Here is a 26243-nt window from a genome sequence, read left to right on the forward strand (position 1 = left end):
TGACTTATGATTTTAACAGTCACAATGAACCCATCCATTGATATTTCCTATCCCTTGGATGAGTTGAAGATTGATACTGTCAATCGTGTGGTGGATGTAACCAAAACGGCTGGTGGTAAGGGACTCAATGTTACCCGAGTACTTTCAGAATTTGGGGATTCTGTTCTTGCTACTGGTTTAGTGGGTGGTAAACTTGGTGAGTTTTTGGTTGAACATATCGATAATCAAGTAAAGAAAGATTTCTTCTCAATTCAAGGAGAAACTCGTAACTGTATCGCTATTCTTCACGGAGACAACCAAACAGAAGTTCTTGAAAAAGGTCCTGTAGTATTGGAACAGGAAGGTCAAGACTTTTTGGAACATTTCAAAAAACTCTTGGAGTCAGTTGAAGTAGTAGCTATCTCAGGTAGTCTGCCAGCTGGCCTTCCAGTTGATTACTATGCAAGCTTGGTAGATCTTGCTAATCAAGCTGGCAAGCCTGTTGTCTTGGACTGCTCTGGTGCAGCACTTCAGGCGGTTCTTGAATCACCACATAAACCAACAGTCATCAAACCAAATAATGAAGAATTGTCTCAACTTCTAGGAAGAGAAGTTTCTGAGGATTTGGATGAATTAAAAGAAGTCCTTCAAGAACCTTTGTTTGCAGGTATTGAATGGATTATAGTTTCACTTGGTGCCAACGGTGCTTTTGCCAAACATGGTGACACTTTCTACAAGGTAGATATTCCTAGAATTCAGGTAGTAAATCCTGTTGGATCTGGAGATTCTACTGTAGCAGGAATTTCTTCAGGACTTCTTCATAAAGAATCGGATGCAGAACTTTTAATCAAGGCAAATGTCCTTGGTATGCTCAATGCTCAAGAAAAAATGACTGGTCATGTCAACATGGCTAACTATCAAGCTCTATATGATCAATTAATAGTAAAAGAGGTATAAAATGGCTTTAACAGAACAAAAACGTGCACGCTTAGAAAAACTTTCTGATGAAAATGGAATCATCTCAGCTCTTGCTTTTGACCAACGTGGTGCTTTGAAACGCCTCATGGCTCAACACCAAACAGAAGAACCAACTGTGGCTCAAATGGAAGAACTTAAAGTTTTGGTAGCAGATGAATTGACTAAATACGCTTCATCTATGCTTCTTGATCCTGAATATGGACTTCCAGCAACTAAAGCTCTTGATGAAAAAGCTGGTCTTCTCCTTGCTTATGAAAAAACAGGTTACGACACAACAAGCACAAAACGCTTGCCAGACTGCTTGGATGTTTGGTCTGCAAAACGTATTAAAGAAGAAGGTGCAGATGCAGTTAAATTCTTGCTTTACTATGACGTAGATAGCTCAGACGAACTCAACCAAGAAAAACAAGCTTATATCGAACGTATCGGTTCTGAGTGTGTGGCTGAAGATATTCCATTCTTCCTTGAAATCCTTGCTTACGATGAAAAAATTGCTGATGCAGGTTCTGTAGAATACGCTAAAGTAAAACCACACAAAGTTATCGGTGCTATGAAAGTCTTCTCAGATCCACGCTTTAACATTGATGTCTTGAAAGTAGAAGTTCCTGTTAACATTAAATATGTTGAAGGCTTCGCTGAAGGTGAAGTGGTTTATACACGTGAAGAAGCAGCAGCCTTCTTCAAAGCTCAAGATGAAGCAACTAACTTGCCATACATCTACTTGAGTGCTGGTGTATCAGCTAAACTCTTCCAAGATACTCTTGTATTTGCTCATGAATCAGGTGCAAACTTTAACGGAGTTCTTTGTGGCCGTGCAACATGGGCTGGATCAGTTGAAGCATACATCAAAGATGGTGAAGCAGCAGCTCGCGAATGGCTTCGCACAACTGGATTTGAAAATATTGACGAACTCAACAAAGTTCTTCAAACAACAGCGACTTCATGGAAAGAACGCGTGTAAGAAAGTCCTCCTAGGTTAGGAACATGAAACTAAAAAATTTTTAAAAAAAGTTGTATGTAAAGGTTTACAAAATAACTTACTTGTGCTATACTTAAATCACAAGTTAATACAAGGTGAGTGTTACTAAGTAATATTAGGCATGATCACAGGTGAATTAGGAATCGGATGATTTTCTAGTTCATTTGTGGTCATTTTTTGTACTCATATACCTTTAAGATATAAAAGGAGGTTGACATGTATCGAATTCTAAATCCAATGAATCACAATGTCTCGCTTGTCAGAAATGATAAGGGAGAAGAGGTGATTGTAATTGGTAAGGGGATTGCATTTGGAAAGAAGAAGGGAGATTTGATTGCTGAAAATCAGGTTGAGAAAATCTTTCGGATGAAGACCGAAGAGTCCAGAGAAAACTTTATGGCTCTCCTCAAAGATGTTCCGCTTGATTTTATCACAGTGACTTATGAGATTATTGATAAGCTTTCCAAGAAATATCATTATCCGATTCAAGAGTATCTCTATGTAACCTTGACAGATCATATTTACTGTTCTTACCAAGCTCTAGCACAAGGAAGGTACAAGGATAGTAATCTGCCAGATATTTCTGCTAAGTATCCTGTCGCTTTTCAAATTGCAAATGAAGCTTTTGAAATTTATCGTCAGAAGCTAGCAGATCATTTTCCTGAGGACGAAATTATTCGGATTGCTTATCATTTCATCAATGCCGAAGGTGAAAATGAAGTGGAACTTGTGGAGTCGATTGATAAGAGGAAAGAAATTCTCAGGAATGTTGAGGAAGTTCTAAAGGAATATGCAATTCAGCGAACCAAAGAGAATAACCATTTCTATGATCGCTTTATGATTCATTTGAATTATTTCTTGGATTATTTAGACAGATCTAGAGATGATAACCAATCACTTCTGGATATGGAAGATCATATTAAACAATCCTATCCAAAAGCCTTCGAGATTGGTTCCAAGATCTATGATGTGATTACGCAACATACGGGTCTTGATTTGTATAAAAGTGAACGAGTTTATCTAGTTCTACATATCCAACGTTTATTGTCATAAAAATTTATTTAAAACTATATAAGGAGAATTCTATCATGAATAGAGAAGAAGTAACATTGTTAGGTTTTGAAATCGTAGCCTATGCTGGCGATGCTCGTTCAAAACTATTGGAAGCCTTGAAGGCTGCTGAAGCTGGTGATTTTGAAAAAGCGGACGCTCTGGTAGAGGAAGCTGGTAGCTGTATTGCAGAGGCTCACCACGCGCAAACAAGTCTATTGACTAAGGAAGCTTCTGGTGAGGACTTAGCGTATAGTGTGACCATGATGCATGGTCAAGACCACTTAATGACAACTATCTTGTTAAAAGACCTAATGCACCATTTAATCGAACTTTATAAGAGAGGAGTTAAATAATGAATAAACTAATTGCATTTATTGAGAAAGGAAAGCCTTTCTTTGAGAAACTATCTCGTAATATCTATCTTCGTGCTATTCGTGATGGTTTCATTGCAGGTATGCCTGTTATTCTCTTCTCAAGTATCTTTATCTTGATTGCCTTTGTACCAAACTCATGGGGCTTTAAGTGGTCTGATGAAGTTGTAGCTTTTCTGATGAAACCTTACAGCTATTCAATGGGAATTCTGGCTCTCTTGGTAGCTGGTACAACAGCTAAGTCATTGACCGACTCAGTAAACCGTAGCATGGAGAAAACCAATCAAATCAACTATATGTCAACATTGTTGGCAGCAATTGTTGGTTTGTTGATGTTGGCAGCTGATCCTATCGAAAATGGCCTAGCTACTGGATTCTTGGGGACAAAAGGTTTGCTTTCAGCCTTCCTTGCTGCCTTTGTTACTGTAGCAATCTATAAGGTTTGTGTTAAGAACAACGTCACTATTCGTATGCCTGACGAAGTTCCACCAAATATCTCACAAGTCTTTAAAGATGTGATTCCATTCACTCTCTCAGTTGTTTCACTTTATGCTCTTGATTTACTAGCACGTCATTTTGTTGGTGCTAGTGTAGCAGAATCAATCGGTAAATTCTTCGCACCACTCTTCTCTGCTGCTGATGGCTATTTAGGTATTACCATTATCTTTGGTGCTTTTGCCTTCTTCTGGTTTGTTGGGATTCACGGTCCATCTATTGTTGAACCTGCTATCGCAGCAATTACCTATGCCAATGCCGAAGTCAACTTGAACCTTCTTCAACAAGGTATGCACGCTGACAAGATTCTTACTTCTGGTACACAAATGTTTATCGTTACCATGGGTGGTACAGGTGCGACACTAGTTGTTCCATTCATGTTCATGTGGTTAACAAAATCGAAACGTAACCGTGCAATCGGACGTGCTTCAGTAGTTCCTACCTTCTTCGGTGTAAATGAACCAATCTTGTTTGGTGCACCACTTGTATTGAACCCAATCTTCTTCATTCCATTTATCTTTGCTCCAATCGCAAACGTATGGATCTTTAAATTCTTTATTGAAACTCTTGGAATGAACTCATTTACTGCTAATCTACCATGGACAACTCCAGCTCCACTAGGTCTAGTTCTTGGTACTAACTTCCAAGTTCTATCATTCATTCTTGCTGCCCTTCTAATTGTGGTTGACGTTGTCATTTACTATCCATTCCTTAAAGTATATGATGAACAAATTCTTGAAGAAGAACGTTCAGGTAAATCTAATGATGAATTGAAAGAAAAAGTTGCTGCAAACTTCAACACTGCAAAAGCAGATGCTATTCTTGAAAAAGCGGGTGTCGATGCAGCACAAAATAAAATAACAGACGAAACAAATGTCCTCGTTCTCTGTGCCGGTGGAGGTACAAGTGGTCTCCTTGCAAATGCTTTGAACAAGGCAGCTGCAGAGTACAATGTTCCTGTGAAAGCAGCAGCAGGTGGCTATGGTGCTCACCGTGAAATATTGCCAGAGTTTGATTTGGTTATCCTTGCCCCTCAAGTTGCTTCAAACTTTGAAGATATGAAAGCAGAAACAGATAAGCTCGGTATTAAACTTGCGAAAACAGAAGGCGCTCAATACATCAAACTAACCCGTGATGGAAAAGGTGCTCTAGCATTCGTGCAAGCTCAATTCGATTAACGATAGGGACTGTGAAACAGTCTCCTCTCGTTACGGAAATCGCTATGGCGAATTTCCTAATCGCCTTGTTAATTCGTCGGTAAAAAGATATCGTTTTGACCTCCTCATGTCACAATTCGATTAACGATAGGGACTGTGAAACAGTCTCCTCTCGTTACGGAAATCGCTATGGCGAATTTCCTAATCGCCTTGTTAATTCGTCGGTAAAAAGACATCGTTTTGACCTCCTCATGTCACAATTCGGTGACTTGGTACAAGAAGTGAGATGGAGAAGGATGGCTCACTGACTCCTCTCCTCTCACTTTTACTTTATTTAAATCAAGAAATAGGTGAAAAAATGACAAAAACACTTCCAAAAGACTTTATTTTTGGTGGCGCAACAGCTGCCTATCAAGCAGAAGGTGCTACACATACTGATGGTAAAGGACCAGTAGCGTGGGATAAATATCTCGAAGATAACTACTGGTACACTGCAGAACCAGCTAGTGATTTTTACAATCGATACCCAGTTGACCTCAAGTTGGCAGAAGAGTATGGTGTCAATGGCATTCGAATTTCTATTGCCTGGTCACGTATTTTCCCGACTGGTTATGGTCAAGTAAATCAGAAAGGTGTTGAGTTTTATCATAATTTATTTGCAGAGTGTCACAAACGTCATGTTGAGCCCTTTGTAACTCTTCATCACTTTGACACACCAGAAGCTCTCCACTCAAATGGCGACTTCTTAAACCGTGAAAATATTGAACACTTTGTAGACTACGCTGCATTCTGTTTTGAAGAATTCCCAGAAGTAAACTATTGGACAACCTTTAATGAAATTGGGCCAATCGGTGATGGTCAATACTTGGTTGGGAAATTCCCTCCAGGTATTCAGTACGACCTTGCCAAAGTTTTCCAATCGCACCACAATATGATGGTTTCTCATGCGCGTGCAGTTAAGCTATATAAAGATAAAGGTTATAAAGGTGAAATTGGTGTTGTTCACGCTCTCCCAACCAAGTACCCACTTGATCCTGAAAATCCTGCAGATGTTATTGCGGCAGAGTTGGAGGACATTATCCATAACAAATTTATCTTGGATGCAACTTATCTGGGTCACTACTCTGAAAAGACTCTGGCAGGGGTAGAGGCTATCTTGGCTGCCAATGGTGGTAGCTTGGATCTTCGTGAAGAAGATTTCACAGCATTAGAAGCCGCAAAAGACTTGAACGACTTCCTTGGAATCAACTACTATATGAGTGACTGGATGGAAGCCTTTGATGGAGAAACTGAAATTATCCATAATGGTAAGGGTGAGAAAGGAAGCTCTAAATACCAAATCAAAGGTGTTGGTCGTCGTGTAGCTCCTGATTATGTACCACGTACGGATTGGGATTGGATTATCTACCCTCAAGGTTTGTATGACCAAATCATGCGCGTGAAGAAAGATTATCCGAACTACAAGAAGATTTACATCACTGAAAATGGTCTCGGCTATAAAGATGAGTTCGTTGATAACACTGTTTACGATGATGGCCGTATTGATTATGTCAAACAACACTTGGAAGTGTTATCTGATGCGATTGCAGATGGAGCGAATGTAAAAGGTTACTTCATCTGGTCATTGATGGACGTCTTCTCATGGTCAAACGGTTATGAAAAACGTTACGGTCTCTTCTATGTAGACTTTGAAACTCAAGAACGTTATCCTAAGAAATCAGCTCACTGGTACAAGAAACTAGCGGAAACTCAAGTGATTGAGTAGTAGAATGAGTCATTAGATATAGAATTTTAGTGAGGCAAAAAGATGTTCAAAAATTTTATCCAATCTATTTATGAAAAAGTTTATATTATCAACTTTGAAAAATGCTCTCAAATACCGTGTTTGACGAATGAAGAATTGAAAAGTCTTGGAAAATGGTATGTCTCTACCGGTAAAGAATGGATTTGTCATTCAGACTATGAGCTGGAAGAATTTAAAAATATCTTTTTAAATTTTATCAATCCTGAAGAATGGGATACTATCTCCTTTGATTCAGATTTTATGCCGTTTCAACAATCGTAACCAATTTCCAAAAAAAGTTAAATCTTATATCTAGTACTCTGCAAAACTCTTATCTAATCACCTTGCTTATACTCAATAAAAATCAAAGAGCAACTTTAAACTAGGAAGCGAGTCGCAGGTTTCTCAATGCATAGCTTTGAGGTTGCAGATAAAGCAATTGGGCAAAAAGTCTTTGATACAGAAAAACGCATAATATCAGGTGTTGAAAACCTTGATACTATGCGTTTTATTGTGGGAAGATTTACTTCTGAAATTGAGTTGTTACCCAGAATCTTTGAGATTATTAAGGCTTGATGACTTTAGTAAGTTTAGATAGCTCAAAAAGGATTGAATCACTTAGTTTAGAATCGGAAACAATAGTATCAAGATTTGATACATTATAAAAAGTATAAAAATCAAACTTATTGAACTTACTATGATCTGCGAGTAAATATTTTTTATTAGAATTATTTAAAGCGATGCGTTGAGCCTCTCCCTCTTCCTCGCTAAAAGTAGCTAGAGCTCCGTTTTGAATACCATTACAGCTAACGAAAGCTTTAGAAAATTGGAGATTAGAGAGATTTTGTAGGGTCAATGTGCCAACAAAAGCACCTGTAATATCGCGATAATTTCCACCTATCAAAATCAAATCTGTTAATTTTCGTTCGCTTAAAATCAGAAAAACAGGTAGACTGTTGGTCACGACGCGGATATTGTCAATAGGCAACTCACGTGCAAAAAATTCTAATGTTGTTCCTGGTCCAATGAAAATAGTTTCTCTTTCTTCTACTAGACTACCTGCAAAACGGGCTATTTCTTGTTTTTCTGCCGTTTGGAGGGCTTGTTTTTCAATATTTGATCGCTCATTAGTCAAAAGGGAGTTGGTTCGAAGTTTTTCAGCTCCACCATGCACACGAATCAGCAAATCTTTATCAGCTAATTCCTGTAAATAGCGCCTTGCAGTCATATCTGAAACGGCTATTTCGTCCATAATCTGCTTAACCGTTATGGTTCCTTTACTATTTACTGTCTCTAAAATTTTGGCTAATTTTTCTTGTTTGAGCATATTATCACCTCGTTTCCTACTACTATCTTACCATAAACTAGCTCATCATTCAAATACAAAAACAACAAAATAAAACAAAAACAAAAATATCGAAGTTTATTTTCAAAACTTTCGATATTTTTATTAAGTTATTATTTTGTTGTTTCTAGTTTACTTTTTGATGGTTAAGAGTGGTGGAGAATTATACTCAATGAAAATCAAAGAGCAAACTAGGAAGCTAGCCGTAGGTTGCTCAAAACACAGTTTTGAGGTTGTAGATAAGACTGACGAAGTCAGTGAGCATATCTACGGCAAGGCGAAGCTGACGTGGTTTGAAGAGATTTTCGAAGAGTATTAGTCCAAACCGTAGTTGTAGTCATCATCTTGCATGGCTTCAACTTCGCCAAGAAGGTAACCATTTCCGACTTGAGAGAAGAAGTCATGGTTGGAAGTTCCTGTTGAAATACCGTTCATAACGATTGGGTTGACATCTTCAGCTGAATCTGGGAAAAGTGGATCTTGTCCCATGTTCATGAGAGCTTTATTGGCATTGTAGCGAAGGAAGGTTTTAACCTCTTCAGTCCAACCAACACCGTCATAAAGACTCTCTGTGTAGCCTTCTTCATTTTCATAAAGAGTATAGAGTAGGTCGTACATCCATTCTTTGAGTTTTTCTTGCTCTTCTTCAGGCAATTCATTGAAACCAAGTTGGAATTTGTAACCAATGTAGGTTCCGTGAACAGACTCGTCACGAATAATCAATTTAATGATTTCTGCAACGTTGGCTAGTTTGTTATTACCGAGATAGTAGAGGGGAGTGAAGAAACCTGAATAGAAGAGGAAGGTTTCGAGGAAGACACTGGCAACTTTCTTTTCAAGTGGGCTACCGTTTAGGTAAATTTCGTTGACAATCTCAGCCTTCTTTTGTAGGTAAGGGTTGGTATTGGTCCATTCGAAAATTTCTTCAATCTCAGCCTTAGTATTCAAGGTAGAAAAGATTGATGAATAAGATTTAGCGTGGACAGATTCCATAAATTGGATGTTATTGAAAACAGCTTCCTCATGTGGTGTACGGATGTCTGCGCGAAGGGCTTCAACCCCAGTTTCAGATTGCATGGTGTCCAGAAGGGTTAAACCACCAAAGACTTTTCCGACCAAGTCTTTCTCTTTGTTAGATAGCTTTCTCCAGTCATCCAAGTCATTTGACAAGGGAATACGTGTATCGAGCCAGAATTGCTCCGTCAGTTTTTCCCAAGTTGATTTGTCGATGACATCTTCGATGGCATTCCAGTTAATGGCTTTGTAGTAAGTTTCCATTTGAAATCTCTTTCTGTGTTTAGTATTGCGAACTCACAATTATTTCTATTTCACCATAATTCTATAGGAGTATCGCACAAAAAGTCGGAAGCCCGACTTTTAAAATGTTACATAAATTATGTTATGACATAGTAGATTTGATTTTATCAGTGCTGCTTAGGGAAAAATAATGTTTCTATGCTAGAAACTAAATCACACAGCTTTCACATTGGTTGGCGCCGACTTCTCCACCGTCATCTGTAAAGGTACGGACGTAGTAGATAGACTTGATTCCCTTGTTAAAGGCATAGTTACGAAGGATGGACAAATCACGTGTCGTTTGTTTATTTTCCCTCTTCCATTCGTAAAGTCCTTTTGGAATGTCACTACGCATAAAGAGTGTGAGTGAAAGTCCTTGGTCCACGTGCTCAGTCGCAGCAGCGTAAACATCAATCACCTTACGCATATCCATGTCGTAGGCAGAAGTGTAGTAAGGAATGGTTTCTGTAGACAAGCCAGCAGCAGGATAGTAGATTTTACCGATTTTCTTTTCTTGACGTTCTTCGATACGTTGCGTAATCGGGTGGATAGAGGCAGAAACGTCATTGATGTAACTGATCGAACCATTTGGAGCAACAGCTAGACGGTTTTGGTGGTAAAGTCCATCTGCTTGAACCTTGTCTCGAAGTTCAGCCCAGTCAGCAGCACTTGGGATAAAGACATCTTTGAAAAGTTCTTTAACACGGTCTGATTTTGGAACAAATTCGCCAGTTACATACTTGTCAAAGTAGCTTCCCTTAGCATAATCTGATTTTTCAAAATTGTGGAAAGTGATACCACGTTCACGCGCAATATTGTTTGACTCAACCAAAGTCCAGTAGTTCATAAGCATAAAGTAGATGCTTGTAAATTCAACAGACTCAGGTGAACCATATTCAATGAGTTGTTGGGCAAGGTAGCTGTGAAGTCCCATGGCACCAAGACCAAAGGTATGAGCTTGGCTATTTCCATGGTCGATAGTAGGAACAGCTACGATGTGCGAACTATCTGTAACGAAAGTAAGGGCACGAACCATAGCACGGATAGAACGACCAAAGTCAGGTGAAGTCATCATGTTGACTACGTTGGTTGAACCAAGGTTACATGAAACGTCCGTTCCCATTTGAAGGAATTCTTGAGCATCGTTGATCAAGCTTGGTTCTTGAACTTGAAGAATCTCAGAACACAAGTTACTCATGATAATCTTTCCATCAACAGGATTTGCACGGTTAGCCGTATCAATGTTGACGACATAAGGGTAGCCAGACTCTTGCTGTAATTTAGAGATTTCAGTTTCTAAATCACGCGCCTTGATTTTTGTCTTGCGAATATTTGGATTTGCGACCAATTCATCGTATTTTTCAGTAATGTCGATGTAGTTGAATGGCACACCGTATTCTTTTTCTACAGAGTAAGGGCTGAAGAGGTACATTTCTTCATTTTTACGCGCCAATTCGTAGAATTTATCAGGTACTACAACACCAAGTGATAGAGTCTTGACACGTACTTTTTCATCGGCGTTTTCTTTCTTAGTTGAAAGGAAAGAAATGATATCTGGGTGAAAGACATTGAGGTAAACCACCCCAGCACCTTGACGTTGACCCAATTGGTTTGAGTAAGAGAAGCTATCTTCGAAGAGTTTCATAACTGGTACGACACCTGAAGCAGCTCCTTCATAGCCTTTGATAGGTGCACCAGCTTCACGAAGGTTGCTGAGGGTAATTCCCACACCACCACCAATACGTGAAAGTTGAAGGGCAGAGTTGATAGAACGTCCGATAGAGTTCATGTCATCCGTCACTTGGATTAAGAAACAAGATACCAACTCCCCACGACGAGCACGTCCAGCATTCAAGAAGGAAGGAGTAGCAGGTTGGTAGCGTTGGTGGATGATTTCATTGGCAATATCGATTGCAACAGCTTCATTCCCATCAGCGAAATAAAGGGCGTTAAAGAAGACACGGTCTTCCATACTTTCAAGATAGTATTCACCGTCATTAGTCTTTAAGGCATATTGATTGTAAAATTTATAAGCAGCCATGAAAGACTTGAATTGGAAGTTTTGGTCTTTGATAAATTGTGACAATTCTTCCAAAAATTCTGGACGGTATTTCTTGATAAAGGCTGTTTCTATGTAGTTGTGTTCAATGAGGTAGTTGATTTTATCTTTGATTGAATCAAAAACCATAGTGTTTGGAACTACATTTTCTTTAAAGAAAGCATCCAAGGCTTCCTTATCTTTATGAAGCATGATTTGTCCATTGACAGGACGGTTGATTTCGTTATTGAGACGGAAGTAAGTCACGTCTTCAAGATGTTTTAATCCCATAAAATTTCCCTTATCTAATTACAAAAGAAAGGCTTCTAAGTTAGCCCTGGAAGCAGTTTCTTCTGGATGATGTACTAAGATTATGCTAATTGTTTCAGTTTTCCTGGTTGGAAACCTGAAAAGACTTCAGTTGGTGTTTGGATAATAGGAGCTGCGCTAAAACCGAGTTCTTTGACTTGATCGATGTACTCAGGCTGCTCATCAAGATTGATTTCTTTATATTCAACGTTATTACTGTCCAAGAAACGTTTGGTCATTTTACATTGGACACAATTGTTTTTAGAATAAACGGTTACCATTGTGTAACTCCTCTTCAAAATTTAATACTATCTTAGTATATCAGAAAATAAAAATTTGTCAATGATTTAAACTAAATATAGTGGTCTCTTTTTCTACTCAAGCTCACAAAACACAATATGTAGTGTTTGTTCTATAAAACAGCAATGATTATCCTATAAATCGTTTTTAAAGAAACTATATCCTGTGTTTTGTTATCTAGGATAGAAGATTTTCAGCAAGTTATCTGAAAGGAAATTGAAGGAAAATCCAGAAAATGCTTGAAAAAAATCCTAGAAGATGGTATAATACCAAATTGTAAGGGTTATCACATATAACTCAAAAAAGAAAGAACAAAAGGAGAGTCAAACTATGGCTTCTAAAGATTTCCACGTAGTGGCAGAAACAGGTATTCACGCACGTCCAGCAACATTGTTGGTACAAACTGCTAGCAAATTTGCTTCAGATATCACTCTTGAGTACAAAGGTAAATCAGTTAACCTTAAATCAATTATGGGTGTTATGAGTCTTGGTGTTGGCCAAGGTGCTGACGTAACTATCTCAGCTGAAGGTGCAGATGCAGATGACGCTATCGCTGCAATCTCAGAAACAATGGAAAAAGAAGGATTGGCATAAGGGAAATGACAGAAATGCTTAAAGGAATCGCAGCATCTGACGGTGTTGCAGTTGCAAAAGCATATCTACTCGTTCAACCGGATTTGTCATTCGAGACTATTTCAGTCGAAGATACAAACGCAGAAGAGGCTCGTTTGGATGTTGCTCTTGAAGCTTCTCAAAACGAGCTTTCTCTTATCCGCGAGAAAGCTGTAGGTACGCTTGGTGAAGAAGCGGCTCAAGTTTTTGACGCTCATTTGATGGTTCTTTCTGACCCAGAATTGATTGGTCAGATTAAAGAAACAATCCGTGCTAAGAAAGTCAATGCAGAAGCAGGTCTTAAAGAAGTGACTGATATGTTCATCACTATCTTTGAAGGCATGGAAGACAACCCATACATGCAAGAACGTGCAGCGGATATCCGTGACGTGACAAAACGTGTATTGGCAAACCTTCTTGGTAAGAAATTGCCAAACCCAGCTTCTATCAATGAAGAAGTGATTGTCATTGCGCATGACTTGACACCATCTGATACAGCTCAATTGGACAAAAACTTTGTAAAAGCTTTTGTAACAAACATCGGTGGACGTACAAGCCACTCAGCTATCATGGCACGCACACTTGAAATTGCAGCTGTATTGGGAACAAATAACATCACTGAAGTGGTGAAAGACGGTGATATCCTTGCCGTTAACGGAATTACTGGTGAAGTGATTATCAACCCAACAGATGAACAAGCGGCAGAATTTAAAGCAGCTGGTGAAGCTTATGCTAAACAAAAAGCTGAATGGGCACTTTTGAAAGATGCTCAAACAGTGACTGCTGACGGTAAACACTTCGAGTTGGCTGCTAACATCGGTACTCCAAAAGACGTTGAAGGTGTTAACAACAACGGTGCAGAAGCTGTTGGACTTTACCGTACAGAGTTCTTGTACATGGATTCTCAAGATTTCCCAACAGAAGACGAGCAGTATGAAGCATACAAGGCTGTACTTGAAGGAATGAATGGTAAACCAGTGGTTGTTCGTACAATGGATATTGGTGGAGATAAGGAACTTCCTTACTTCGATATGCCACACGAAATGAACCCATTCCTTGGATTCCGTGCCCTTCGTATCTCTATTTCTGAAACTGGAGATGCAATGTTCCGCACGCAAATCCGTGCCCTTCTTCGTGCATCTGTTCATGGTCAATTGCGTATCATGTTCCCAATGGTTGCCCTTTTGAAAGAATTCCGTGCAGCTAAAGCAGTTTATGAAGAAGAAAAAGCAAACCTTCTTTCTGAAGGAGTTGCAGTTGCGGATGACATCCAAGTTGGTATCATGATTGAAATCCCTGCAGCAGCGATGCTTGCAGACCAATTTGCAAAAGAAGTAGACTTCTTCTCAATTGGTACAAACGACTTGATCCAATACACAATGGCAGCAGACCGTATGAATGAGCAAGTTTCATACCTTTACCAACCATATAACCCATCAATCCTTCGCTTGATCAACAACGTTATCAAGGCAGCTCACGCTGAAGGTAAATGGGCTGGTATGTGTGGTGAGATGGCTGGTGACCAAAAAGCTGTTCCACTTCTTGTCGGAATGGGCTTGGATGAGTTCTCTATGTCAGCAACATCTGTACTTCGTACACGTAGCTTGATGAAGAAATTGGATACTGCTAAGATGGAAGAGTACGCAAACCGTGCCCTTACAGAGTGTTCAACAATGGAAGAAGTTCTTGAACTTCAAAAAGAATACGTTAATTTCGATTAATGTCATTAACCTTGTAACCTAGTTGCAAGGTTTTTTGACGCATTTTGGGAAAGTATAGTCTAATAAACTCCACTTTTCAATGAGTCAGAGGCATGGTATAATAGGGGAAAGTAAATAGAATAAGAGAGAAACCATGTCTAAAGAAATTGATATTGAGTATTATCACCAGCTGGCCTTGCAAAAGCAGAAGGAGCACCGTAAAGTTTTAGCCAATCTAAAGAAAAAACCTCCTAAAAACCTAGACAAGATAGCCCAGCAGATTCACCAAGAAGTCTTTTCGGAGATTGATTGCACTGCATGTGCTAACTGTTGTAAGACTTTGGGTCCTGACTTCAAAGAGGCAGACATCACCCGTATTGCCAAATATTTCAAAATGAAATTGCCGGCCTTTGAAGCTGAATTTCTGCAGGTGGATGAAGATGGAGACAAGGTTTTTAAATCAATGCCTTGCCCATTTTTAGGAGGAGATAACCTCTGTTCCATTTATGACGTTCGTCCAAAGGCCTGTCGTGAATTTCCCCATACCGACCGTAAAAAAATCCATCAAATCAACCATTTGACGATTAAGAATACCTTGACCTGCCCAGCAGCCTATCTCTTTGTTGAGAAATTAAAGGATAAGTTGTAGAAATTTGTAATTTTAAATTTTGAACAAAGATTACAAGATTAAAATTCTCATAATAACTAGTAATATGAAGGGATAACTTCTATGCCTAGACCAAGAACAAAAGAGGAGCTGGTGCTAGCCTCTAAGGAGAATTATGAAAATCTCAAGCTCTTCATCTCTAAACTAAGTGAAGATGAGTTGCAGACTCCTTTTGATTTTTCAAAAGACCAAAAGAAAAAGGAAGCGCACTGGAAAAGAGATAAAAATCTACGGGATGTCTTAATCCATCTTTATGAATGGCAGCAGTTACTTTTGACTTGGGTACATTCTAATCAAGAAGATCACGAAAAACCTTTTCTCCCTGAACCTTATAATTGGAAAACTTATGGGGAGATGAATGTTGCTATTTGGAAGAAGCACCAGAAAACCTCCTTAGAAGAAGAGACTAGACTCCTAGAACAATCACATAGGGAGGTTTTAGAGTTGATAGAAGTTTTTAGCAATGACGAACTCTTTATCAAAGGTATCTATAAGTGGACGGGAGGGACAAGTCTAGGTTCCTACTTTGTCAGTAGCACCTCCAGTCACTATGATTGGGCTCTGAAAAAACTCAAAGCTCACCGGAAGAATTGTAAGGGATAGATGGCCTATTTGAAATTGCAAGAATGAGTTCTTTTAAACGTAATACTCTTCGAAAATCAAATTCAAACTGCGTCAACGTCGCCTTGCCGTACTCAAGTACAGCCTGCGGCTAGTTTCCTAGTTTGCTTTTTGATTTTCATTGAGTATAAGATAAAAACAAAGGGCCATCAAGTGATGTAGCCCTTTTGAGTAATACAAGCAAATTACCATGTAAAAGCTGTCGTTGGAGCATTGAGCGCTTCTAACCACTGTTTATTTTTTACGGGGCAAAGAGTTACGGATATACCTGCCATATCTAGACTGGTCATAAATGTTCCTGATTTTATAAAGGTAATAGTGACTCCTTCAATTTCTAAGAGTTGAAGGAGATCATTGAGAAATATGCCCATTTCTAAGTTGCTGGTAGTGCCTAGATTATTTACAAGCAATATAAATTGATCACCCTTTTTCCAATGATAGTGCAATCTTAATTTACTTATAATTTCATTTGCAAGGATTTCCGATGATTGGAATGGGACGATACGATAGCCTTCTTCGCCATGTATCCCAATACCATAAGAAATATTTCCTTCTTCCAAGTTAAATAGTGGAAGGATGGCTTGGGGGAGACTAGCAGATTTCGTTGCAAAGCCAATCGTTGCGATTTCGGGAGCAAGTTCATGACCTAAATCAGTTAGTTGCTCTATTTCGGCACCATTTTGAGCTGCATATCCTAGAACTTTATGAAGTAAAATAGTTCCTGCAAGCCCTCTTCCTCTAATTTGAAATCTATTGTGAGGTTCAATAGAAATATCGTCGTGTGCTAGACTATAGCCGACCTTAATTCCTTCTTGTCTAGCAGTATTAATGGCCCAGCTAAATTCTTTGATGTCTGCTTCGAAATTTTTTACAATGATGAAGACACCGTGACCATTGTTTAAAAAACGAATGGACTCTAAGATTTCAGTTCTTGTAGGAGGAGTAAATAATTGGCCATAGATAGCAGCAGTAAGCATTCCTTCTCCCACATATCCAATATGCGCAGGTTCGTGACCGGAACCTCCACCCGACAATATTGGAACCTGATGAGGATTGCGATTTTTTTGATAGACTAATGGTAAGGTAGGGTGCTTTTCTAATTTAGGATGACTGCTGACAGCTGCCGAAATGTAACTTGAAATAATTTTCTGTTTATGATTTGAAATAAATGTCATTGTGGTCTCTTTCCAATAATTGTCATGATTAGAAAGTCTGGTTGTGGAACTGGACTTTTTTTATTGACGTAAGACTTCACGATTTCTGCTAGAGCATGTGAATGGTAGTCTAACAAAAAACAAGTATAAGCAGATGAATCGCTATCAATCTGACCGTATTCTCTTAAAATTTTTGATACAAGCAAGCGACAGTAGCTGATAAAGTGGTCATAGAAGTTATTTTGCCCTTGAATATCAAAAAGTTGAATATAAAAGTCACGCTCTTGTTCGAAATAAAGAAATAGTTCTTGTAATAGTTTTTGGCCTGAAATGAAGTCCAAGTTATTGGTGATATACTCGGTTAAGTCATTTTCAAATATCCAGTCTAGCAGTTCATATTTGTCAAGAAAGTGATTATAAAAGGTCTGTCTACGAATGCCAGCTGATTCCATGATATCTACAATGGAGATTTTGTCAAATTCTCTAGTAGCTAATAGGTCTCTAAATGCCTTGGCAATCCGTTTTTTTGTAATAAGTGATGATGCCATAGGAAACCTTTCTTTTACTTCCTTCATTTTACCAAAAAAATGTTTTAAACGGGTTTAAAAGGGGACAAATAATAGAATCTGTCCCTTATCAGCCAGCGATAAAAAATATATAATGAAAGCGAAAACAAAGGTACATGCCGAAAGGAGTTTCTCATGAAAAAAATTATAAATGAACCGACACAAGTTGTTGATGAAATGTTGCAGGGATTGTCATTCATGCATGATGACTTGGTAGAACGCTTAGATGGTTTTGATGTCATCGTTAGAAAGGTAGAAAAGACAGGAAAAGTTGGACTCATTTCAGGTGGAGGTTCAGGACATGAACCAAGTCATGCTGGATTTGTAGGAGATGGAATGTTGTCTGCTGCCATTTGTGGAGCAGTCTTCACTTCACCTACTCCGGACCAAATTTTAGAAGCCATTAAGGCGGCTGATGAAGGTGCTGGAGTTTTCATGGTCATCAAGAACTATTCTGGGGACATTATGAACTTTGAAATTGCACAAGAACTTGCTGAAATGGAAGGCATTGATGTAGCAAGTGTTGTGGTTGATGATGATATTGCGGTTGAAAATAGTCTCTATACCCAAGGTCGTCGAGGTGTCGCAGGTACTATATTAGTCCATAAAATTTTGGGAGATGCGGCTCGTTCTGGTAAATCATTAGCTGAAATGAAGGACTTGGCCGATAAACTTGTGTTAGAAATTAAAACAATTGGGCTGGCTCTGTCTGGAGCAACCGTTCCTGAAGTTGGGAAACCAGGTTTTGTTCTAGAAGATGATGAATTTGAATATGGAGTTGGTATCCACGGTGAACCAGGATATAAAAAAGAGAAAATGCAACCTTCCGCACAATTGGCCTCAGAATTGGTTGAAAAACTATCTGAAGGTTTCCAACTTAAAGCTGGTGAACGCTATGGCCTTCTCATCAATGGTTTAGGAAGCACTCCTCTTATGGAGCAATATGTATTTGCAAATGATGTGGCAAAATTACTCCATGAAAAAGGTGTTGAGTTGGCATTTAAGAAAATTGGAAACTATATGACCTCAATTGATATGGCTGGCTTGTCATTAACATTGATTCGATTGGCAGATGATGAGTGGTTGGATGCTCTAAATGCACCTGTTACTACCCCAGCTTGGTAAAACTCAAGGAGGAAATGTCGCATGAATGCTGAACAAGCTCTTGAATGGATGAAGCTTTTTAATGAAAAGATTCAAGAACAGAAAGATTACCTTAGTGAGCTAGACACCCCTATAGGAGATGGAGACCACGGTGGAAATATGGCGCGTGGAATGGCTGCAGTTATGGAAAACTTAGAAGGAAAGCAATTTGAAACAAGCAGTGATGTGTTTAAACTTGTCTCAATGCAATTACTGAGCAAGGTAGGCGGTGCTTCTGGTCCCTTGTATGGCTCTGCTTTTATGGGCATGGCTAAGGCTGATTCTAATTCGAAAATAGAGGAAATCTTACAAAGTGGTCTGGATATGATTGTCAAACGTGGGAAAGCAGAAGTTGGAGAAAAGACAATGGTTGATGTTTGGACTCCTGTTATTGCTGCTTTGTCTGCTGGTCAATTGACTCAAGACGTTATTGATAAGGTAGTGAATGCTACCAAAGATTTACTTGCAACTAAAGGAAGGGCATCTTATGTAGGAGAACGTTCTCTTGGACATATTGATCCTGGGTCATTCTCATCAGGATTGCTCTTTACTGCTCTTTTAGAAACTGGGGTGTTTTAATGGGAAGTATTGGTCTTGTTATCGTTTCACATTCCAAACACATTGCAGAAGGTGTTGTTGAACTGATTGGTGAAGTAGCTAAAGATGTTCCGATTACTTATGTAGGAGGAACCGAAGATGGAGGAATTGGAACGAGTTTTGATCAAGTAGATAGGGTTGTTTCCGAAAATCCAGCAGATACTTTATTAGCTTTTTTTGACCTAGGTTCTGCTAAAATGAACTTAGAAATGGTGGCTGATTTCAGTGATAAAAGTATCATGATCAATAGGGTTCCAATTGTAGAAGGTGCCTATACTGCAGCAGCTCTTCTTCAGGCTGGTGCAGAACTGTCAGTTATTCAAACACAGTTGGCGGAGCTTGAAATCAATAAATAAGGAATCTTCCTATCATTCCTTTTATAGGTGAGTTATTGATTATCTCAACTATTAAAGTTTAATACTCAATGAAAATTAAAGAGCAAACTAGGAAGCTAGCCGCAGGCTGTACTTGAGTACGGCAAGGTGAAGCTGACGTGGTTTGAATTTGATTTTCGAAGAGTATAAGTAAATAATTTCAAAATCAGAAAGGGATTGCTTTATGCAGTTCCTTTTTATTTTAACAAGAGTAAAGCTATAGTGTTTCTAAATTGTGAATCATTCGAAACAGATTGTGATGGAACTATTCTAGCTTTAGAATTCTTTAAAAATTAAAATTTAAAGCAATCAATGGCTTAGAATAGTGCGAAAACATTTAGTTTATAGGAATTCTAGGTCTAGAATTACATAGATATTTATGAAGTTGGGGTATTCGATAGTTAGGATTGTTCTATTCTGAAAGGTTTGAGCTGTCAATTGTATAGGATAGTGTTATTCTATGTTAGATTCCAGTAAAAATGATTGGATAAATAATATTAAAGAAAAATCAAAATCATAATTTTGTTTAATATGGTATAATATTTCTAATAATTTAAACATAATGAGGTAGTAATTTATGGATGAAGTTTTATTTTTTGGAGAAGATGACTTCGATATTCTTGATATTGATGGTTATGAACTAAAACCCTCATCGTTTTTTAATAAGTTACCAGAAATAGCCAAACCTTTAGTCAAAAATGCAACTAAAATCTTATCTGAAGTAGAAAAAATGTTATATTCTGCTCCAGCCTTTATCAATGTTGTCCAATCTAGTATACCTGAAGAGGTTTTTCAGGCAATTCTTTCTCCAGAACAACGGGAAGCAATTGCTCAAGGAGTGTTAAAATTGATGACAAAGAAAGATGGCTCTCTCTTGGCGGTATTAGTAGATACTAATACTAATAAAATCATTGGAAATGTACCATTGAAATCTGTTAAATTGACACCAGAATTAAATAAAGCGTTAGCCGATTATTCGTCGCAAATTCAAATGGCACAGATTGCAGAGGAGATTCAGAATGTACAATATGCTATTGAGGACGTCAGAAAAGGGCAGGAGTCAGATAGACTTGCAATAGCCTATAGTTGTCAACAGAAACTCTTGCAAGCTAGAGAGATATCAGATCCAAACATTAGAACAATGATGTTACTGCAAGTTATTTCAGATGCAGAGGATAGTAGAAATCTCTTAATGCTTAGTCAAAAATCAAATGTAAATTTTATCAAAGAACAACCAGATTCTACTTGGGGTAAGCTATTAAAAGGGGATAAACCAGATAAAATTGAAGCTCGTATGAATGAGATTCGAGATGGATTAGCAGCTGTAAATATCGTTTCACTATCAGCAGCAATAGCTTATAATGAGTTGGGCGAGAAAAAAGCTGCTCAAAAAAGTTTGGATTACTTTGGGAAATTTATTAACGAAACTTATCTCAGTTCTCAGGAATTAGTAGAGAGACTTGATTTACTTGATCCTTCGCCTATAAATTACTGGACAAAAGAATTGCCAAAAATTGAAACTTCTATAATGAAATTACCAAATAAAACAGATTCTATTGAGACAGAGGTGCTAGAATGAAAGAAATAAAAAAATGCAAGACATGTACTAGGGATTTACCATCAAGTTATAAGCACAATAAGTGCGAATCGTGTAGAAACAAAAAAATAGATGAAGCAAAAAAGATACTTAAAGTTGTTGGACAAGTTGGAAGTGTGGTTACTCCAGTTGTAGTTGGTATGTTGATGAATAAAACTAAGAATAAGAAGAAATAAACTAATCTATTAAGTACCTAGAAAGGAAAACTCTCAAATTGTCCTACAAATTTCTACTCTTTGACCTTGATCACACTCTTCTTGATTTTGATGCTGCTGAGGATGTGGCTTTGACTCAACTCCTAAAAGAAGAAGGGGTTACAGATATTCAGGCTTATAAAGACTATTACGTTCCTATGAACAAGGCTCTCTGGAAGGACTTGGAGCAAAAGAAAATTAGTAAACAAGAGCTGGTTAACACGCGCTTTTCTCGTTTATTTGCTCATTTTGGACAGGAAAAAGACGGTAGTTTTCTAGCCCAGCGTTACCAATTTTACCTTGCCCAGCAGGGACAAACTTTTTCAGGCGCTCATGAACTCTTAGACAGCCTCATTGAGCGAGATTTTGACTTGTATGCTGCGACAAATGGCATTACTGCCATTCAGACAGGGCGTTTGGCTCAATCTGGTCTAGCACCTTATTTCAATCAAGTCTTTATCTCTGAACAGCTGCAAACACAAAAACCTGATGCTCTCTTTTATGAAAAGATTGGCCAACAGATTGCAGGTTTTAGTAAAGAAAAGACGCTGATGATTGGAGATTCCCTAACCGCCGACATTCAAGGTGGCAATAATGCTGGAATTGACACGATTTGGTACAACCCTCATCACCTAGAAAATCATACACAAGCCCAGCCGACTTACGAAGTCCATTCTTATCAAGACTTGCTGGATTGCTTAGATAAACTGTAAAAAGTGGTTTAGATAGCCACTTTTTGCTATAATAGAGGCAGTAAAAATGAAGGAGTTGGCTATGGAACACTCGTCTTGGCATGCTTTGATTAAGGCGCAATTACCTGAGGGTTATTTTGGGAAAATAAATCAGTTTATGGAGCAGGTCTATGCTCAGGGGACTATTTATCCACCCAAGGAAAAGGTTTTTCAGGCTCTCCTGACAACACCGCTTGAAGAAGTTAAGGTGGTGATTCTGGGGCAGGATCCTTATCACGGACCAGGTCAGGCGCAGGGCTTGAGTTTTTCTGTTCCTGACTCTATCCCAGCTCCGCCATCCTTGCAAAATATCTTGAAAGAATTGTCAGATGATATAGGAGTTAAGAAATCTCATGATTTGACGGCTTGGGCTGAGCAAGGAGTCTTACTTCTCAATGCTTGCTTGACGGTTCCTGCTGGTCAGGCCAATGGTCATGCTGGTCAGATATGGGAGCCATTTACAGATGCTGTGATTCATGTGGTCAATCAACTAGATAGACCAGTCGTTTTTGTACTCTGGGGAGCCTATGCACGCAAGAAGAAGGCCTTAGTTACCAATCCTCATCACTTGATTATCGAATCAGCCCATCCCAGTCCTTTATCTGTTTACAGAGGATTTTGGGGTTCCAAGCCTTTTTCCAAGGCCAATGCATTCTTAAAAGAGACAGGACAAGAGCCAATTGATTGGCTTAGATAAGGAGAGAATATGCCTCAGTTAGCGACGATTTGCTACATTGATAACGGAAAAGAACTGCTCATGCTTCATCGCAATAAAAAGCCAAATGATGTCCATGCGGGTAAATGGATTGGTGTGGGTGGTAAGCTAGAGAGAGGAGAGACACCCCAGGAATGCGCGGCGCGTGAAATTCTTGAAGAAACAGGGCTCAAAGCCAAACCAGTTCTAAAAGGTGTTATCACTTTTCCTGAATTTACTCCAGATTTAGACTGGTACACCTATGTTTTTAAAGTGACGGAGTTCGAGGGTGACTTGATTGACTGCAATGAGGGAACCTTAGAATGGGTTCCCTATGATGAGGTTTTGAGCAAGCCAACTTGGGAAGGTGATCATACCTTTGTTGAGTGGCTTTTAGAGGATAAACCCTTCTTTTCAGCCAAGTTTGTCTATGATGGGGATAAATTGTTGGATACCCAAGTTGATTTCTATGAATAAAGGAGAAAGCAGATGCTACTAATCAAAAACGGTCGTGTAATGGATCCTAAGTCTGGTTTAGATCAAGTGTGTGATATCTTAGTTCAAGATGGGAAAATTATCAAAATTGCGCCTGAAATCAAGGAAGAAGGAGCAGAACTGATTGACGCTACTGGTCTAGTCGTTGCTCCTGGCTTGGTCGATATCCATGTTCATTTCCGTGAACCTGGTCAAACTCACAAGGAGGATATCCATACTGGTGCCCTAGCGGCTGCTGCAGGTGGTTTTACAACGGTTGTCATGATGGCTAATACTAGTCCAACTATTTCAGATGTGGAGACTTTACAAGAAGTTCTTCAGTCAGCTGCCAAGGAAAATATCAATGTCAAGACGGTTGCGACCATTACTAAGAATTTTAATGGCAAAGATTTGACTGACTTTAAGGCACTCTTAGAAGCTGGTACTGTTGGTTTTTCTGATGACGGCATTCCTCTTGAAAGCAGCAAAGTGGTTAAGGCAGCCATGGAAGAAGCCAAAAAACTCAATACCTTTATTAGTCTTCATGAGGAAGATCCAGGTTTGAATGGAATTCTTGGTTTTAACGAAAACATTGCTAAAGAACATTTCCATATCTGCGGTGCGACTGGGGTGGCTGAGTACGCTATGATGGCGCGTGATGTTATGATTGCCTATGCAACTAAGGCCCATGTTCACATCCAGCATTTGTCGAAGGAAGAGAGTGTCAAAGTAGTTGAGTTTGCTCAGGGGCTGGGTGTGCAAGTCACAGCAGAAGTAGCGCCACAGCATTTCTCCAAGACAGAAGCACTCCTTTTGACACAAGGAAGTAATGCCAAGATGAATCCGCCGCTTCGTTTGGAATCAGACCGTCGTGCTGTTATCGAAGGTCTAAAGTCAGGTGTCATCACAGTTATTGCAACTGACCATGCGCCTCACCATGCGGATGAAAAAAATGTTGAGGATATCACCAAAGCACCATCTGGTATGACTGGCTTAGAAACCTCCCTGTCTCTCGGCTTGACCTATTTGGTGGAAGCTGGTGAGTTGAGCTTGATGGAATTACTCGAAAAGATGACATACAACCCAGCCAAGCTTTACAACTTTGAAGCAGGTTATTTGGCTGAGAATGGTCCAGCAGATATCACTATTTTTGATGACAAGGCTGACCGCCTTGTGGACTCCCATTTTGCTTCAAAAGCGACTAATTCCCCCTTTATCGGTGAAACCTTAAAAGGGCAGGTTAAATATACCATCTGTAAGGGACAAATCGTCTATCAAGCTTGATAGGAGTTAGAATATGAATTATTTTCGAAAACGTAGGGAGAGAAAAGCAAAATCTAATAGCGGAATTTACTGTCCCGCATCTAATCGTTCTAAAATTCAATATGAAACTAAAGAAAAAGCTGACCATGCGGTTCAATATGATAATGGAGGTTTAGTTAGAAGCTATTATTGTCGTACATGTGCGTGTTGGCATACTACTTCAAAATCTAATAACCCTCCGCTAAGTTTGAAAAACTATGGTCTGAAACTCTTTGGTTTAGATAAATCAGAATAGAAAGAGAAGTATGTATAAGACAAAGTGTTTACGAGAGAAGTTAGTATTATTTTTAAAAATTTTCTTCCCAATCCTGATCTACCAATTTGCCAATTATTCTGCATCCTTTGTTGATACGACTATGACAGGACAATACAATACCATGGATTTGGCTGGTGTGTCTATGGCAACCAGTATCTGGAATCCTTTCTTTACCTTCCTAACAGGAATTGTGTCGGCCTTGGTGCCCATCATTGGTCACCATCTTGGTCGAGGCAAAAAGGAAGAAGTTGCATCTGATTTTTACCAGTTCATCTATTTGGCCCTGGGTCTATCTGTGGTCTTGCTGGGGATGGTGCTGTTCTTGGCACCACCAATCTTGAATCATATTGGGTTAGAAGCACCAGTAGCAGCAGTAGCGGTTCGCTATCTCTGGTTTTTATCTATCGGAATTATCCCCTTATTGCTTTTTAGTGTCATTCGTTCCTTGCTGGATTCGCTGGGGTTGACCAAACTGTCCATGTATCTCATGCTTTTGTTACTTCCTCTCAATAGTGGATTTAACTACCTCTTGATTTACGGGGCCTTTGGTGTTCCAGAACTGGGAGGTGCTGGTGCTGGTTTAGGAACATCCTTGGCCTACTGGGTCTTGCTTGGGATTTCTGTTCTGGTTTTATTTAAACAGGAGAAGCTCAAAGCCTTACACCTTGAGAAACGCATTCCGCTTAATATGGATAAAATCAAGGAAGGAGTTCGTTTAGGTCTGCCTATTGGGGGGACTGTCTTCGCGGAAGTAGCTATCTTTTCCGTGGTTGGCTTGATTATGGCTAAGTTCTCGTCCTTGATTATCGCTAGCCACCAGTCAGCCATGAACTTTTCAAGTCTCATGTACGCCTTTCCTATGAGTATCTCATCGACTATGGCGATAGTCGTGTCTTATGAAGTGGGAGCCAAGCGATTTGATGATGCGAAAACCTATATTGGTCTAGGAAGATGGACAGCCCTTATTTTTGCGGCCTTCACCTTATCTTTCCTTTACATTTTTAGGGGAAATGTGGCTAGTCTTTATGGGAACGACCCAGAATTTATCGATTTGACAGCGCGCTTTTTAACTTATAGTCTTTTCTTCCAGTTAGCAGATACCTTTGCGGCACCGCTTCAGGGAATTTTACGGGGGTATAAGGATACCGTTATTCCTTTTTACCTTGGTTTGGTTGGTTACTGGGGGGTGACACTCCCAGTAGCTATGGTATTCGACTCTCTAACAGATTTTGGAGCTTATTCTTACTGGATTGGTTTGATTATTAGTCTAATCGTGAGCGGGGTTCTCTACCGTTGGCGTTTAACTGTGATTATGAAGAGATTTGAATCCAGAAAAGCTTGATTTTTAGAATTCCTACAAGCAAAAATATCCTTCCTTATCTGCATTATTTTAATTAGTAGTAGGTAGACGAGAACTTCAAAAATATAGAAACAATTGATATTCCACGCTACTTTAC

The 26243-nt window shown here is 39.1% G+C and carries 30 protein-coding genes; 24 read left to right on the forward strand and 6 right to left on the reverse strand.

Translation table 11 applies throughout. The annotated features are described in order from the left end of the window. Positions 1-6 precede the first annotated feature (6 nt). From ACLV7Q_RS04425 to ACLV7Q_RS04460, 8 genes are all read left to right on the forward strand, one after another. Entirely contained in the window at positions 7-936 is a 930-nt protein-coding gene (locus ACLV7Q_RS04425) for a tagatose-6-phosphate kinase (protein WP_218757754.1), read from the forward strand. Between the two features lies 1 nt (position 937). Further along, positions 938-1918, forward strand: a complete 981-nt coding sequence (lacD, locus tag ACLV7Q_RS04430) for a tagatose-bisphosphate aldolase (protein ID WP_001229114.1) — start codon at positions 938-940, stop codon at positions 1916-1918. A 234-nt stretch (positions 1919-2152) separates the two neighbouring features. Beyond that, positions 2153-2989: a PRD domain-containing protein gene (locus tag ACLV7Q_RS04435; RefSeq protein WP_166731130.1), complete on the forward strand. Its 837-nt coding sequence runs from the start codon at positions 2153-2155 to the stop codon at positions 2987-2989. Between the two features lie 35 nt (positions 2990-3024). Next, positions 3025-3342 carry a PTS lactose/cellobiose transporter subunit IIA gene (locus ACLV7Q_RS04440; RefSeq protein ID WP_001078331.1) on the forward strand — a complete coding sequence of 106 codons (318 nt, stop codon included), beginning with the start codon at positions 3025-3027 and terminating at the stop codon, positions 3340-3342. Beyond that, positions 3342-5033 (forward strand): lactose-specific PTS transporter subunit EIIC, encoded by a 1692-nt coding sequence (locus tag ACLV7Q_RS04445; RefSeq protein WP_218757755.1) that lies wholly within the window; start codon positions 3342-3344, stop codon positions 5031-5033. Before ACLV7Q_RS04440 ends, ACLV7Q_RS04445 begins: the two co-directional genes overlap by 1 nt. 337 nt (positions 5034-5370) lie before the next feature. Next, complete coding sequence (gene lacG / locus ACLV7Q_RS04450; RefSeq protein WP_218757756.1) at positions 5371-6777, forward strand: 6-phospho-beta-galactosidase; 1407 nt, start codon at positions 5371-5373, stop codon at positions 6775-6777. A gap of 42 nt (positions 6778-6819) precedes the next feature. Then, positions 6820-7077, forward strand: coding sequence for a DUF3884 family protein (locus ACLV7Q_RS04455; protein ID WP_218757757.1), 258 nt, complete (start codon positions 6820-6822; stop codon positions 7075-7077). A 126-nt stretch (positions 7078-7203) separates the two neighbouring features. Continuing rightward, positions 7204-7371: a hypothetical protein gene (locus ACLV7Q_RS04460; protein ID WP_218757758.1), complete on the forward strand. Its 168-nt coding sequence runs from the start codon at positions 7204-7206 to the stop codon at positions 7369-7371. Here the strand turns inward: ACLV7Q_RS04460 and ACLV7Q_RS04465 are convergent. Then, a complete protein-coding gene (locus ACLV7Q_RS04465; RefSeq protein ID WP_050239714.1) occupies positions 7361-8122 on the reverse strand; it encodes a DeoR/GlpR family DNA-binding transcription regulator in 762 nt (253 codons plus the stop codon). The genes ACLV7Q_RS04460 and ACLV7Q_RS04465 overlap by 11 nt on opposite strands. Before the next feature lie 190 nt (positions 8123-8312). On the opposite strand from ACLV7Q_RS04465, the gene ACLV7Q_RS04470 reads away from it, so the two are divergent. Next, positions 8313-8459, forward strand: a complete 147-nt coding sequence (locus ACLV7Q_RS04470; RefSeq protein WP_023933379.1) for a hypothetical protein — start codon at positions 8313-8315, stop codon at positions 8457-8459. Here ACLV7Q_RS04470 and nrdF read toward each other — a convergent pair. The 3 genes from nrdF to nrdH all read right to left on the reverse strand — a co-directional run bounded on the left by nrdF (position 8456) and on the right by nrdH (position 12064). Continuing rightward, positions 8456-9418: a class 1b ribonucleoside-diphosphate reductase subunit beta gene (nrdF, locus tag ACLV7Q_RS04475; RefSeq protein ID WP_023939068.1), complete on the reverse strand. Its 963-nt coding sequence runs from the start codon at positions 9416-9418 to the stop codon at positions 8456-8458. The two genes, ACLV7Q_RS04470 and nrdF, sit on opposite strands and share 4 nt — an antisense overlap. 187 nt (positions 9419-9605) lie before the next feature. Then, positions 9606-11765 carry a class 1b ribonucleoside-diphosphate reductase subunit alpha gene (nrdE, locus tag ACLV7Q_RS04480; protein WP_218757759.1) on the reverse strand — a complete coding sequence of 720 codons (2160 nt, stop codon included), beginning with the start codon at positions 11763-11765 and terminating at the stop codon, positions 9606-9608. An 80-nt stretch (positions 11766-11845) separates the two neighbouring features. Further along, entirely contained in the window at positions 11846-12064 is a 219-nt protein-coding gene (nrdH, locus tag ACLV7Q_RS04485; RefSeq protein WP_000259242.1) for a glutaredoxin-like protein NrdH, read from the reverse strand. A 349-nt stretch (positions 12065-12413) separates the two neighbouring features. Between nrdH and ACLV7Q_RS04490 the strand changes: the two genes are divergently transcribed. The 4 genes from ACLV7Q_RS04490 to ACLV7Q_RS04505 all read left to right on the forward strand — a co-directional run bounded on the left by ACLV7Q_RS04490 (position 12414) and on the right by ACLV7Q_RS04505 (position 15665). Further along, entirely contained in the window at positions 12414-12677 is a 264-nt protein-coding gene (locus tag ACLV7Q_RS04490; RefSeq protein ID WP_000146947.1) for a phosphocarrier protein HPr, read from the forward strand. A gap of 5 nt (positions 12678-12682) precedes the next feature. After that, a complete protein-coding gene (gene ptsP / locus ACLV7Q_RS04495; protein ID WP_050117392.1) occupies positions 12683-14416 on the forward strand; it encodes a phosphoenolpyruvate--protein phosphotransferase in 1734 nt (577 codons plus the stop codon). Between the two features lie 133 nt (positions 14417-14549). Continuing rightward, positions 14550-15044 (forward strand): YkgJ family cysteine cluster protein, encoded by a 495-nt coding sequence (locus tag ACLV7Q_RS04500; protein WP_000031484.1) that lies wholly within the window; start codon positions 14550-14552, stop codon positions 15042-15044. Between the two features lie 81 nt (positions 15045-15125). After that, positions 15126-15665 carry a ClbS/DfsB family four-helix bundle protein gene (locus tag ACLV7Q_RS04505; RefSeq protein ID WP_218757760.1) on the forward strand — a complete coding sequence of 180 codons (540 nt, stop codon included), beginning with the start codon at positions 15126-15128 and terminating at the stop codon, positions 15663-15665. Between the two features lie 203 nt (positions 15666-15868). Here the strand turns inward: ACLV7Q_RS04505 and dhaQ are convergent, their stop codons facing one another. After that, positions 15869-16858, reverse strand: coding sequence for a DhaKLM operon coactivator DhaQ (dhaQ, locus tag ACLV7Q_RS04510; protein WP_218757009.1), 990 nt, complete (start codon positions 16856-16858; stop codon positions 15869-15871). Beyond that, complete coding sequence (gene dhaS, locus ACLV7Q_RS04515) at positions 16855-17385, reverse strand: dihydroxyacetone kinase transcriptional activator DhaS (protein WP_218757010.1); 531 nt, start codon at positions 17383-17385, stop codon at positions 16855-16857. Before dhaS ends, dhaQ begins: the two co-directional genes overlap by 4 nt. A gap of 153 nt (positions 17386-17538) precedes the next feature. On the opposite strand from dhaS, the gene dhaK reads away from it, so the two are divergent. The 11 genes from dhaK to pdrM all read left to right on the forward strand — a co-directional run bounded on the left by dhaK (position 17539) and on the right by pdrM (position 26128). Continuing rightward, positions 17539-18528, forward strand: a complete 990-nt coding sequence (dhaK, locus tag ACLV7Q_RS04520; RefSeq protein WP_218757011.1) for a dihydroxyacetone kinase subunit DhaK — start codon at positions 17539-17541, stop codon at positions 18526-18528. A 21-nt stretch (positions 18529-18549) separates the two neighbouring features. Next, the gene (gene dhaL / locus ACLV7Q_RS04525) at positions 18550-19125 is read left to right on the forward strand and encodes a dihydroxyacetone kinase subunit DhaL (RefSeq protein WP_218757012.1); all 576 of its coding nucleotides are present in this window, start codon (positions 18550-18552) and stop codon (positions 19123-19125) included. Next, complete coding sequence (dhaM, locus tag ACLV7Q_RS04530) at positions 19125-19499, forward strand: dihydroxyacetone kinase phosphoryl donor subunit DhaM (RefSeq protein ID WP_218757013.1); 375 nt, start codon at positions 19125-19127, stop codon at positions 19497-19499. The genes dhaL and dhaM overlap by 1 nt, the downstream gene beginning before the upstream one ends. Before the next feature lie 595 nt (positions 19500-20094). Continuing rightward, complete coding sequence (locus ACLV7Q_RS04535) at positions 20095-21096, forward strand: hypothetical protein (RefSeq protein ID WP_218757014.1); 1002 nt, start codon at positions 20095-20097, stop codon at positions 21094-21096. Then, the gene (locus tag ACLV7Q_RS04540) at positions 21093-21290 is read left to right on the forward strand and encodes a hypothetical protein (RefSeq protein WP_000658759.1); all 198 of its coding nucleotides are present in this window, start codon (positions 21093-21095) and stop codon (positions 21288-21290) included. The genes ACLV7Q_RS04535 and ACLV7Q_RS04540 overlap by 4 nt, the downstream gene beginning before the upstream one ends. Before the next feature lie 38 nt (positions 21291-21328). Beyond that, positions 21329-22021 (forward strand): YjjG family noncanonical pyrimidine nucleotidase, encoded by a 693-nt coding sequence (locus ACLV7Q_RS04545; RefSeq protein ID WP_218757015.1) that lies wholly within the window; start codon positions 21329-21331, stop codon positions 22019-22021. Between the two features lie 61 nt (positions 22022-22082). Beyond that, on the forward strand, positions 22083-22736 hold the full coding sequence (locus tag ACLV7Q_RS04550; protein WP_218757016.1) for a uracil-DNA glycosylase: 654 nt from the start codon (positions 22083-22085) through the stop codon (positions 22734-22736). A gap of 9 nt (positions 22737-22745) precedes the next feature. Beyond that, positions 22746-23210: an NUDIX hydrolase gene (locus tag ACLV7Q_RS04555; RefSeq protein ID WP_001135756.1), complete on the forward strand. Its 465-nt coding sequence runs from the start codon at positions 22746-22748 to the stop codon at positions 23208-23210. A 12-nt stretch (positions 23211-23222) separates the two neighbouring features. Continuing rightward, positions 23223-24491, forward strand: coding sequence for a dihydroorotase (locus ACLV7Q_RS04560; RefSeq protein WP_218757017.1), 1269 nt, complete (start codon positions 23223-23225; stop codon positions 24489-24491). A 13-nt stretch (positions 24492-24504) separates the two neighbouring features. Then, positions 24505-24765, forward strand: coding sequence for a hypothetical protein (locus tag ACLV7Q_RS04565; RefSeq protein WP_001105920.1), 261 nt, complete (start codon positions 24505-24507; stop codon positions 24763-24765). A 10-nt stretch (positions 24766-24775) separates the two neighbouring features. Then, positions 24776-26128 carry a sodium-coupled multidrug efflux MATE transporter PdrM gene (gene pdrM, locus ACLV7Q_RS04570; RefSeq protein WP_218757018.1) on the forward strand — a complete coding sequence of 451 codons (1353 nt, stop codon included), beginning with the start codon at positions 24776-24778 and terminating at the stop codon, positions 26126-26128. The last annotated feature ends 115 nt before the right edge of the window (positions 26129-26243 follow it).

Origin of the sequence: Streptococcus mitis (assembly GCF_965111725.1) — a bacterium.
Taxonomy (GTDB): Bacteria; Bacillota; Bacilli; order Lactobacillales; family Streptococcaceae; genus Streptococcus; species Streptococcus mitis_DV.

Bases quoted from the DNA above. Each gene is read 5' to 3' on its own strand.
- ACLV7Q_RS04505 (WP_218757760.1), top strand. From the start codon at position 15,126: ATGCCTAGACCAAGAACAAAAGAGGAGCTGGTGCTAGCCTCTAAGGAG.
- ACLV7Q_RS04535 (WP_218757014.1), top strand. From the start codon at position 20,095: ATGGATGAAGTTTTATTTTTTGGAGAAGATGACTTCGATATTCTTGAT.
- pdrM (WP_218757018.1), top strand. From the start codon at position 24,776: ATGTATAAGACAAAGTGTTTACGAGAGAAGTTAGTATTATTTTTAAAA.
- ACLV7Q_RS04445 (WP_218757755.1), top strand. From the start codon at position 3,342: ATGAATAAACTAATTGCATTTATTGAGAAAGGAAAGCCTTTCTTTGAG.
- dhaM (WP_218757013.1), top strand. From the start codon at position 19,125: ATGGGAAGTATTGGTCTTGTTATCGTTTCACATTCCAAACACATTGCA.
- ACLV7Q_RS04565 (WP_001105920.1), top strand. From the start codon at position 24,505: ATGAATTATTTTCGAAAACGTAGGGAGAGAAAAGCAAAATCTAATAGC.
- ACLV7Q_RS04470 (WP_023933379.1), top strand. From the start codon at position 8,313: ATGAAAATCAAAGAGCAAACTAGGAAGCTAGCCGTAGGTTGCTCAAAA.
- dhaL (WP_218757012.1), top strand. From the start codon at position 18,550: ATGAATGCTGAACAAGCTCTTGAATGGATGAAGCTTTTTAATGAAAAG.
- ptsP (WP_050117392.1), top strand. From the start codon at position 12,683: ATGACAGAAATGCTTAAAGGAATCGCAGCATCTGACGGTGTTGCAGTT.
- ACLV7Q_RS04490 (WP_000146947.1), top strand. From the start codon at position 12,414: ATGGCTTCTAAAGATTTCCACGTAGTGGCAGAAACAGGTATTCACGCA.
- ACLV7Q_RS04455 (WP_218757757.1), top strand. From the start codon at position 6,820: ATGTTCAAAAATTTTATCCAATCTATTTATGAAAAAGTTTATATTATC.
- ACLV7Q_RS04435 (WP_166731130.1), top strand. From the start codon at position 2,153: ATGTATCGAATTCTAAATCCAATGAATCACAATGTCTCGCTTGTCAGA.
- nrdF (WP_023939068.1), bottom strand. From the start codon at position 9,418: ATGGAAACTTACTACAAAGCCATTAACTGGAATGCCATCGAAGATGTC.
- ACLV7Q_RS04560 (WP_218757017.1), top strand. From the start codon at position 23,223: ATGCTACTAATCAAAAACGGTCGTGTAATGGATCCTAAGTCTGGTTTA.
- ACLV7Q_RS04460 (WP_218757758.1), top strand. From the start codon at position 7,204: ATGCATAGCTTTGAGGTTGCAGATAAAGCAATTGGGCAAAAAGTCTTT.
- ACLV7Q_RS04550 (WP_218757016.1), top strand. From the start codon at position 22,083: ATGGAACACTCGTCTTGGCATGCTTTGATTAAGGCGCAATTACCTGAG.
- ACLV7Q_RS04540 (WP_000658759.1), top strand. From the start codon at position 21,093: ATGAAAGAAATAAAAAAATGCAAGACATGTACTAGGGATTTACCATCA.
- ACLV7Q_RS04425 (WP_218757754.1), top strand. From the start codon at position 7: ATGATTTTAACAGTCACAATGAACCCATCCATTGATATTTCCTATCCC.
- dhaS (WP_218757010.1), bottom strand. From the start codon at position 17,385: ATGGCATCATCACTTATTACAAAAAAACGGATTGCCAAGGCATTTAGA.
- ACLV7Q_RS04500 (WP_000031484.1), top strand. From the start codon at position 14,550: ATGTCTAAAGAAATTGATATTGAGTATTATCACCAGCTGGCCTTGCAA.
- nrdH (WP_000259242.1), bottom strand. From the start codon at position 12,064: ATGGTAACCGTTTATTCTAAAAACAATTGTGTCCAATGTAAAATGACC.
- ACLV7Q_RS04440 (WP_001078331.1), top strand. From the start codon at position 3,025: ATGAATAGAGAAGAAGTAACATTGTTAGGTTTTGAAATCGTAGCCTAT.
- dhaK (WP_218757011.1), top strand. From the start codon at position 17,539: ATGAAAAAAATTATAAATGAACCGACACAAGTTGTTGATGAAATGTTG.
- ACLV7Q_RS04555 (WP_001135756.1), top strand. From the start codon at position 22,746: ATGCCTCAGTTAGCGACGATTTGCTACATTGATAACGGAAAAGAACTG.
- ACLV7Q_RS04465 (WP_050239714.1), bottom strand. From the start codon at position 8,122: ATGCTCAAACAAGAAAAATTAGCCAAAATTTTAGAGACAGTAAATAGT.
- lacD (WP_001229114.1), top strand. From the start codon at position 938: ATGGCTTTAACAGAACAAAAACGTGCACGCTTAGAAAAACTTTCTGAT.
- dhaQ (WP_218757009.1), bottom strand. From the start codon at position 16,858: ATGACATTTATTTCAAATCATAAACAGAAAATTATTTCAAGTTACATT.
- nrdE (WP_218757759.1), bottom strand. From the start codon at position 11,765: ATGGGATTAAAACATCTTGAAGACGTGACTTACTTCCGTCTCAATAAC.
- lacG (WP_218757756.1), top strand. From the start codon at position 5,371: ATGACAAAAACACTTCCAAAAGACTTTATTTTTGGTGGCGCAACAGCT.